This window comes from Collimonas fungivorans (genome assembly GCF_028292705.1).
GTDB lineage: Bacteria > Pseudomonadota > Gammaproteobacteria > Burkholderiales > Burkholderiaceae_D > Collimonas > Collimonas fungivorans_B.
This window is the reverse complement of record NZ_JAQGLV010000295.1, coordinates 1-7,926: the sequence shown is the minus strand read 5'-3', so window position 1 is coordinate 7,926 and position 7,926 is coordinate 1. Positions and strand designations below refer to the sequence as shown.

7 protein-coding genes and 1 pseudogene are annotated in these 7,926 nt (G+C 59.4%); 7 read left to right on the top strand and 1 reads right to left on the bottom strand.

Translation table 11 applies throughout. The annotated features are described in order from the left end of the window. The 3 genes and pseudogenes from JWQ61_RS16500 to proC all read left to right on the top strand — a co-directional run. A pseudogene (locus tag JWQ61_RS16500) lies at positions 1-612 on the top strand (AMP-binding protein); the annotation flags it as partial. 185 nt (positions 613-797) lie between these two features. Further along, on the top strand, positions 798-1,559 hold the full coding sequence (locus tag JWQ61_RS16495; RefSeq protein ID WP_304361484.1) for an IclR family transcriptional regulator: 762 nt from the start codon (positions 798-800) through the stop codon (positions 1,557-1,559). 3 nt (positions 1,560-1,562) lie between these two features. Then, the gene (proC, locus tag JWQ61_RS16490) at positions 1,563-2,384 is read left to right on the top strand and encodes a pyrroline-5-carboxylate reductase (protein WP_304361481.1); all 822 of its coding nucleotides are present in this window, start codon (positions 1,563-1,565) and stop codon (positions 2,382-2,384) included. Between the two features lie 24 nt (positions 2,385-2,408). On the opposite strand, the gene JWQ61_RS16485 is transcribed toward proC, so the two are convergent. Next, positions 2,409-3,482, bottom strand: a complete 1,074-nt coding sequence (locus tag JWQ61_RS16485; RefSeq protein WP_304361480.1) for a substrate-binding domain-containing protein — start codon at positions 3,480-3,482, stop codon at positions 2,409-2,411. A gap of 167 nt (positions 3,483-3,649) precedes the next feature. On the opposite strand from JWQ61_RS16485, the gene JWQ61_RS16480 reads away from it, so the two are divergent. From JWQ61_RS16480 to JWQ61_RS16465, 4 genes are all read left to right on the top strand, one after another. Further along, complete coding sequence (locus tag JWQ61_RS16480; protein WP_061539059.1) at positions 3,650-5,287, top strand: OFA family MFS transporter; 1,638 nt, start codon at positions 3,650-3,652, stop codon at positions 5,285-5,287. A gap of 179 nt (positions 5,288-5,466) precedes the next feature. Beyond that, a complete protein-coding gene (locus JWQ61_RS16475) occupies positions 5,467-5,982 on the top strand; it encodes a formate dehydrogenase subunit gamma (RefSeq protein WP_304361483.1) in 516 nt (171 codons plus the stop codon). After that, positions 5,979-7,526, top strand: coding sequence for an NADH-quinone oxidoreductase subunit NuoF (locus JWQ61_RS16470; protein WP_304361479.1), 1,548 nt, complete (start codon positions 5,979-5,981; stop codon positions 7,524-7,526). The genes JWQ61_RS16475 and JWQ61_RS16470 overlap by 4 nt, the downstream gene beginning before the upstream one ends. Before the next feature lie 51 nt (positions 7,527-7,577). Next, positions 7,578-7,926, top strand: a 349-nt coding sequence (locus JWQ61_RS16465) for a 2Fe-2S iron-sulfur cluster-binding protein (RefSeq protein ID WP_304361478.1), incomplete at its 3' end; no start/stop codon positions are given.

The following is a 7,926-nucleotide window of genomic DNA, read 5'->3' as shown; positions in this document are numbered from 1 at the left end:
CTGCCTTGGCTCAAGGTCGAACTGCTGGATGATCATGATCAGCCGGTAGCCATCGGCGATATTGGACAAATCGTGGTGTCGAGCATGATCGATGGCGCCTTTTTGCCGCAATACCTGGACAATCCGGAAGCAAGCGCGGCTGCGGTCCGGGACGGGAAGTTGTACACAGGCGATTCTGCGCGCATGGATCCGGAAGGGGATTTGTATTTTGTCGGTCGTCGCACCGATAGCATGCGCGTACGCGGAGAAAACGTATCGGCATGGGAAATAGAACGGGTTTTTGTTACCCACCCGGCGGTGGCCGCTGCCGCTGCCGTCGGCATCGACAGCACTATCGGCGAACAGGAAATCATGCTGTACGTGCAATGCAAGCCTGGCTGCGACGTCTCGTTCAGCGAACTGGCAGAGTGGGCGCAGTCCAGGCTTGCCAGCTACCAGATACCACGCTATTTTCTGAAAATCGAGGCGTTCGAATTGACATTGAGTGAACGTATTAAGAAGCATTTGCTGCCACGTGGCGTTGAATTGGCATGGGACCGTCGCAGCCAGTCGTCCTTAGCCATCCTCGACAAGCAAGGGCGCGATATTCCCGATAGCGCAAAAATCCAATGAGCAGCGATAATAGACCTTTTCCTCAACTAAAAGGCCGGCCTGCCAGGCAGACGGCGATTGACTCTATGAGCGCAGACGCAGGCAAGGTTGTCGGACCACGTAAGAAAAAAGCAGGAAAGGAAACGGCGTCGGCGAAAGCCGGCGCCAGTGCAACCGTAGCAGTCGCCGACACGAGCGCCAGCGCCATGGATTCCCCGCTATACGTGAATTCGGTAGAAAAGGGGATGCGGGTTCTGATGGCGTTCGATGGCCAGCAGCGGCAACTGTCATTGTCGCAAATTGCTGCGCTCACCGGCTTCGATCTCAGCGCGGCGCAACGCTTCACGTACACGCTGACAGTCCTGGGTTACCTGAACAAGGACGAAGAAAGCCGCAAATATGAGCTGTCGCCGAAATTACTCGATTTCGCCTATCACTATCTGTCATCCAGCGAGTTGGTCACCCGGGCGACACCTTATCTGCAACAGTTGAGCCAGGAAACCGAGGAAACCACCAATCTGACGATACTTGACGGCACCGACGTGGTTTTCGTCCAGCGTATCGTCAGTCGTCATGTGTTGAATCCGACCGTGGTCACCGGCACTCGCATTCCGGCCTATTGCACCGCTTCCGGACTGGCATTGTTGTCAACCATGAGCGATGAAGAAGTCGACGCGATATTGGGCGCGTCGGAGCTGCGGCAACATACCCCGTTCACGGTCGTCGATCCGAAAAAAATCAAGCTGCGGCTTGCCACCTTTCGCGAACAAGGATATGCCCACATCAAGGAAGAGTATTTTCTCGGTGACGTATCTACCGCAGCCGCAGTCAAGGATGCCCGTGGCCGCGGTGTCGGCGCCGTCAATGTCGCAGTCACAAAAGCGCGCTGGGGCGCCGATAGCGATGAAAGCCGTTACGCCAATCTGGTGATGTCGGCGGCCCGTGCCATTTCGGTGCAAAGGAAGTAGGCGATGACCATCCGGCAGCAGCTCCGCGTTACCTTCATCGGCGGCGGCAATATGGCGGCTGCGTTGATCAACGGACTCGTGGGTCGCTTTACACCTGCGGCATATATCAGCGTCATAGATGTCAATCCGCAGACGTTGCAACAGCTGTCGCAGCAGTTTGGGGTGACAGTTGACTGTAGTGTCGCCAACGCAGTTGCAGACTGCGATATCCTCATTCTGGCAGTCAAACCGCAGCAAATGACGCCAGTATTGCAGGATGTCGCCGCACTACTCCAGCACCAATTGGTGATTTCCATCGCGGCCGGTATTCGCACTGCGGAATTGTCTGCCGGGCTGCTGGGCTATACCGCGATAGTGCGAGCCATGCCGAATATGCCGGCATTGATCGGACGTGGCATGACTGGGATGTTTGCGATGCCTGGGGCGAGCGCGGAGCAACAGCTGCATGCCGATACAATAATGGGATCCGTCGGCAAAACCTTATGGCTGAAAGCAGAACAGTCGTTGGACGCAGTCACCGGTGTCTCTGGCAGCGGCCCGGCTTTTGTTTTTTATTTTATCGAAGCACTGCAAAAAGCTGCTCTGGAAGTCGGGCTGAACGCCACGGAGAGCAAATTGCTGGCGTTGGAAACCGTCGCCGGTGCTGCGCAACTGGCGTTGCAATCGGATGATGAGGTGGCGCTATTGCGTGAACGGGTAACATCGAAAGGCGGAACGACATTCGCCGGCCTGAACAGGCTGCAGCAGGATGATTTCTGCGCCGTGATTGCCCGCGCAGTCAAGGCCGCAACCAATCGCAGCAAGGAGCTGGGCGATACCAGCTGACCAGTATCGCCAGGTGTAGCTGCTTTAATGTCCAGCGAATGCTTCCGACAGCGACAGGATCTCGCCGGTGGCGCTGCCGTCGTAGCCGTTGAGCTGGTTGACTATGTCGCGGAACGAGGCCGATTGCAGGATGGCGATGACCTGCTGCATCAGCGGGTCTTTCATGGCGGCGCTGGAGACGGCAAAGAAATAACGTTCGCGCACCAGCGGGATGAAATCCAGGCCGAAACGGTGGGCGGCGGTCTGCACGCCGAAGCCGACGTCGGCCATGCCGCTGGCGATAAAGGCGGCAATCGCCGAATGCGTGAATTCGGCAGTCTCGAAGCCTTCGATGGCGGTCGGCGACAGCGCTTGCCGGGACAGCATCAGCTCCAGCAGCATGCGGGTGCCGGAACCGGTCTGGCGATTGACGAACAGCACGCCCTCGCGGCTCAGGTCAGGCAGGCCGGCGATGTTTTTCGGATTGCCCGGCGCCACCATCAAGCCCTGGTTGCGGACCGCCAGGTGGATCAGGCAATGCTTGTCTTTGTTCAGCCAATGGCTATAGCTGGCCACCGACGCATCTTCAAACTCTCCCAGAGGCACGTGAAAGCCGGCCAGGTCGCATTCTTGCCGCGCCAGCGCCGCCACGGCATCGGCGCTGTTGCGGTAGCGCAGCTCTACCGGCAAGCGGCGGTCGTTCAGCTGGTTCAGCAGCGCGGCGACGGCAAAACCGTGACTGGCGTTAAGGCGGATCACCTGCGGCTGGCCGCTCACCGTCTTGCTCAGCTCGCCTTCCAGCTCGGAGGCCAGGGTTTCCAGCGTCGGCGACAAGCGCGCGGCGATGCGGCGGTCGGCCCAGATCAGTTTTTCCGCCAGCGGCAGCAAGCGGCTGCCGCGGCCGCGGCCGGTGCTGATCAGCGGATGGCCGAACATCCGCTCGGCATCGCGCAGCAAGCCCCAGGCATGACGGTACGAATTGCCTGTCTGCTTGGCGGCATTGGCGATGGAACCGGTCTCCTGGATAGCGGTGAGCAGGGCCAACAGCACGGCGGTATCCAGGGGCGGTTCAGTGTCGCGCGAGATTTCCCAGTGCGGCTTGATTTTGACTTTATACATTATGCAAAATATAGCCTATTGAGTGCCTTCGCTGCCAGTGATATTTTTCATATATGCTGATGGGAATATAGGGGAAAATACGTATAACGAAAATATTTTTCATATAAAACTATATGTAAGTAATTACCTATGGTACATATAAGCTTTTTTAATTTCCGGGGGGAAAAGTGGGATTTTTAGATAAAGAGCGGACCATTGCAGGTCCCGGTTTCAACCGTTGGCTGGTGCCGCCTGCGGCGCTGGCAATTCATTTGTGTATCGGCATGGCTTACGGCTTTTCCGTGTTCTGGCTGCCGCTGTCGAAGGCGATCGGGATCAAGGAGTCGCTGGCCTGTTCCAAGGATATGAGTTTCTTTGCCGAAATATTCGCCAGTACTTGCGACTGGAAGATTTCGATGCTGGGCTGGATCTACACCATGTTCTTCGTCCTTTTGGGAACATCGGCAGCGATCTGGGGCGGCTGGCTGGAACACGTCGGTCCGCGCAAGGCAGGTTTTGTGGCGGCCTTGTGCTGGTGCGGCGGTTTGCTGATTTCGGCATTCGGAGTCTACCACCACCAGATCTGGCTGATGTGGATAGGCTCCGGCCTGATCGGCGGCGTCGGCCTCGGGCTGGGTTATATCTCGCCGGTGTCGACCCTGATCAAGTGGTTCCCTGACCGTCGCGGCATGGCGACCGGCATGGCGATCATGGGCTTCGGCGGCGGCGCGCTGATCGGCAGCCCGCTGGCGGACAAGCTGATGAAGCATTTCGCATCCGATGTGTCGGTCGGCGTCTGGCAGACCTTCGTCGTCATGGCCCTGATCTACTTCGTGTTCATGATGGCTGGCGCCTTCGGCTACCGGATCCCGCCTAGCGGCTGGAAACCGGCCGGCTGGACGCCGCCTGCCGCCAACGGCAATGCGATGATCACCCAGCACCACGTGCACGTCAGCAAGGTGTGGGGCATCCCGCAGTTCTGGCTGGTTTGGCTGGTGCTGTGCCTGAACGTGTCGGCCGGCATCGGCGTGATTGGCATGGCTTCGCCTATGTTGCAGGAAGTGTTCGGCGGCCATCTGCTCGGCGTCGGCACCAAGTTTACCGAACTGTCGCTGGAGCAAAAAGGCGCGATTGCAGCGATTGCCGCCGGCTTTACCGGCCTGATCAGCCTGTTCAATATCGGCGGCCGTTTCGTCTGGGCTTCCTGCTCGGACTACATCGGACGCAAGATGACTTATGTGGTGTTCTTTGTGCTCGGCTTCATCCTGTATGTGAGCCTGCCTTGGTCGGGTGCGGCCGGCAGCGTGGCCTTGTTCGTGACTGCGGTGTGCCTGATCCTGTCGATGTACGGCGGCGGCTTCGCCACCGTGCCGGCCTATCTGGCTGACCTGTTCGGCACCCAGATGGTGGGCGCGATCCACGGCCGCCTGCTGACGGCGTGGGCGACTGCCGGCATTCTCGGCCCGGTGGTGGTGAACTACATGCGCGAATACCAGATCTCGCTGGGCATGCCGCGCGAATCGGTCTACAACACCACGATGTATATCCTGGCCGGTTTCCTGGTAGTCGGCTTGCTGTGCAACCTGATGATCAAGCCGATTGCCGAAAAGCACTTCATGACGCCGGAAGAACTGGCGCGTGAAAAGAAACTGGCGCATGAACAGGCTTCGGCCAATCCGGATGTGACGGTTTCAGCCGAAGACATGGCGCGTATTGGCAGCGGCGGCAGCCCGCTGGTGTTATGGTTGTCGTGGGCGGCAGTGGTTATTCCGCTGGTATGGGGGATCTCGATCACCCTGCAGAAATCTGCAGTATTGTTCAAGTAGTTGAATGAAGTAGGGTGGGCACAAGTGCCCACCCTACGGCAGCAAGACGTTTTAGAAAAAAGTAACAGAGATGCAGGACGCACCGTAGTGCGCCGATCAAGGTGCATGGTTTCATAACAAGAACATCCAATCTGCGCACCTTTTGTAGTACCGAATACCGGTAGGAGACTGTCGTGAAGATGCAAATCGAGCCAAGTTCCCAAGTTTCAAAAGCAGTTCCGTCGGAACCGCCCGTCGACCTGGACCAGGTCAAATCCATTATCCAAAAATACCAGGCCATGCCCGGCGCCATGCTGCCGGTCTTGCATGCCATCCAGGATGCGCTCGGCTATGTACCGTCGTCGGCGGTGCCCTTGATCGCCGAGCAGTTGAACCTGTCGCGCGCCGAAGTGCATGGCGTGATCAGCTTTTACCATCATTTCCGCCAGCAGCCGGCGGGGCGCCATATCGTGCAGCTATGCCGCGCCGAAGCCTGCCAGGCAGTCGGTGCGGACGCGCTGGCGGCGCACGCCAAGGCGGCCCTCGGCTGCGATTTCCACGGCACCAGCAGCGACGGCCAGTTCACGCTGGAGCCGGTGTACTGCCTGGGCCAGTGCGCCTGCGGTCCGAGCATGCTGATCGACGACGACCTGCATGCGCGCGTCAGCAGCGACAAGTTCAACAGGCTGGTGCGCGCCAAGCGAGGTGTAGCATGAGCATCACCATCTACGTACCGCGCGACTCCACGGCGCTGGCGCTGGGCGCCGAACAGGTCGCCGCGGCGATCGTGGAACAGGCGCAGCAGCGCGGACTGGAAATCACCCTGGTGCGCAACGGTTCGCGCGGCATGTTCTGGCTAGAGCCGCTGGTTGAGGTGGCCACCGCCGCCGGCCGTGTCGGTTACGGGCCGGTCGAGCCGGACGACGTTGCGGGCCTGTTCGACGCCGATTTCCTGGCTGGCGGCCAGCATCGCCTGGCTTTGGGGCAGGTTGATGAAATTCCCTATTTGAAGAAGCAGGAACGCCTGACCTTTGCGCGCGTAGGCATTACCGATCCGCTGTCGCTGGACGATTACCTGGCGCATGAAGGTTACCAAGGTTTGCAAAAAGCCCTGGCCATGCAAAGCGCCGACATCGTGCAGGAAGTGCTGGAGTCCGGCCTGCGCGGCCGCGGCGGCGCAGCCTTCCCGACCGGCATCAAATGGAAGACGGTGCTGGGCGCGCAAAGCCAGCAAAAATACATCGTCTGCAATGCCGACGAAGGCGACTCCGGCACGTTTTCCGACCGCATGGTGATGGAGGACGATCCTTTCGTGCTGATCGAAGGCATGACGATTGCGGCGCTGGCGGTTGGCGCGACCCGCGGCTACATCTATGTCCGCTCGGAATATCCGCATGCGATTGCGGCGCTGGACCAGGCGATCATTACGGCGAACAGCCGCAATTACCTGGGCGAGAATATCCTTGGTTCCGGCCATGTTTTCCATCTGGAAGTACGCAAGGGCGCCGGCGCCTACATCTGCGGCGAAGAAACCGCCTTGCTGGAAAGCCTGGAAGGCAAGCGCGGCGTGGTGCGCGCCAAGCCGCCGCTGCCGGCGATCGAAGGCCTGTTCGGCAAACCGACGGTCATCAACAATGTGATCTCGCTGGCCTCGGTTCCGATCATCCTGGCGCGCGGCGCCGCCTTTTACAAAAATTACGGCATGGGACGTTCGCTCGGCACCTTGCCGATGCAACTCGCAGGCAATATCCGCCATGGCGGCCTGGTTGAAAAAGCGTTTGGCGTCACCTTGCGCGAATTGCTGTTCGATTTCGGCGGCGGCACCGCCAGCGGCAAGCCGATACGCGCGGTGCAGGTCGGCGGTCCGCTGGGACCCTACCTGCCGGAATCGCTGTTCGACACCAAGCTCGATTACGAAGCCTTCGCCGCTGTCGGCGGCATGCTGGGCCACGGCGGCATCGTGGTGTTCGACGACAGCGTCGACATGGCGAAACAGGCGCGCTACGCGATGGAGTTTTGCGCGGTCGAATCCTGCGGCAAATGCACGCCTTGCCGCATCGGTTCGACCCGCGGCGTGGAAGTGATCGACAAGATCGTTGCCGGCCAAAGTCAGCAGATTCATTTGCTGCGCGACCTGTGCGACACCATGGTTAACGGCTCCTTGTGCGCGATGGGCAGCATGACGCCGCTGCCGGTGTTGTCGGCGCTCGATCATTTTCCCGAAGATTTCACCGGCGGCGCAATCGACAAGGCCGCCTGACCGCCATTTAGATAAACACCACCCACGTTCCACTGGAACCAGGAGCATGTGATGAATCAGCTTAATGACCTCGACTACGGTACGCCTGCCAAGCAATCCGAAAAATCGGTAACCCTGGAAATCGACGGCGTCAGCGTCGAAGTGGCTGTCGGCACCTCGGTGATGCGCGCGGCTGTGGAAGCCGGCATCAACGTACCCAAATTATGCGCCACCGACAGCCTTGAGCCGTTCGGCTCCTGCCGCCTGTGCCTGGTGGAAATCGACGGCAAGAAAGGTTATCCGGCATCTTGCACCACGCCGTGCGAACCGGGCATGAAGGTCAAGACGCAGACGTCCAAGCTGGCCGACATCCGGCGCGGCGTGATGGAACTGTACATTTCCGACCATCCGCTCGATTGCC